Consider the following 553-nt stretch of genomic DNA (forward strand, 5'->3'; position numbering starts at 1 on the left):
GGTGTTGAGTGTAAGTGCACAAGGGAGCTTGACTGTGAGACCGACGGGTCGAGCAGGGACGAAAGTCGGGACTAGTGATCCGGCGGTGGCTTGTGGAAGCGCCGTCGCTCAACGGATAAAAGGTACCCCGGGGATAACAGGCTGATCTTCCCCAAGAGTCCATATCGACGGGATGGTTTGGCACCTCGATGTCGGCTCGTCGCATCCTGGGGCTGGAGTCGGTCCCAAGGGTTGGGCTGTTCGCCCATTAAAGCGGTACGCGAGCTGGGTTTAGAACGTCGTGAGACAGTTCGGTCCCTATCCGCTGTGCGCGTAGGAATATTGAGAAGGGCTGTCCCTAGTACGAGAGGACCGGGACGGACGAACCTCTGGTGTGCCAGTTGTCCTGCCAAGGGCATGGCTGGTTGGCTACGTTCGGAAAGGATAACCGCTGAAAGCATCTAAGCGGGAAGCCTGCTTCGAGATGAGTATTCCCACCCCCTTTGAGGGGTTAAGGCTCCCAGTAGACGACTGGGTTGATAGGCCAGATCTGGAAGCCCGGTAACGGGTGGAG

General features: G+C 58.0%; 1 rRNA gene. It reads left to right on the forward strand.

Features of this window, described 5'->3' with window-relative positions:
- Positions 1-553: ribosomal RNA gene (locus tag ABD366_RS43355) — 23S ribosomal RNA — on the forward strand; the annotation flags it as partial.

The organism is Streptomyces kunmingensis (assembly GCF_039533535.1).
Taxonomy (GTDB): Bacteria; Actinomycetota; Actinomycetes; order Streptomycetales; family Streptomycetaceae; genus Streptomyces; species Streptomyces kunmingensis.